The organism is Flavobacterium psychroterrae (genome assembly GCF_018380615.1).
GTDB classification, from domain to species: Bacteria; Bacteroidota; Bacteroidia; order Flavobacteriales; family Flavobacteriaceae; genus Flavobacterium; species Flavobacterium psychroterrae.
In genome coordinates, this window is record NZ_JAGYVZ010000090.1 from 1 (window position 1) to 324 (window position 324).

A 324-nucleotide genomic window follows, 5' to 3' on the forward strand; every position below is an offset into this window, starting at 1 on the left:
TGAGGATTTTAAAAAGAAAGGCGACGACATACTCTCCCACATAACTGCAGTACCATCTGCGCAGGCGGGCTTAACTACTCTGTTCGGGATGGGAAGAGGTGAGCCCCGCCGCAATAACCACCTTAAGAAGTTATAATTGCTTTGGGCAATTTTCTTTTAATTAATAATTGATAATTTAACAATTCATAATTAAGAGTAATATCTTAACATACTGAGATAAAGAAAAGTAATTTTATTTAATATTTTTAGAAAGTTTCTTCCTCCGGGTTGCCCCGGAGGAAAAGGGTGTACATAAGCTTACGGATTATTAGTACTACTCGACTA

1 rRNA gene is annotated in these 324 nt (G+C 37.0%); it reads right to left on the minus strand.

What is annotated here, in order from left to right:
• Positions 1–15: 15 nt before the first annotated feature.
• Positions 16–125, minus strand: a 5S ribosomal RNA gene (rrf, locus tag KHA90_RS25185).
• Positions 126–324: the final 199 nt, after the last annotated feature.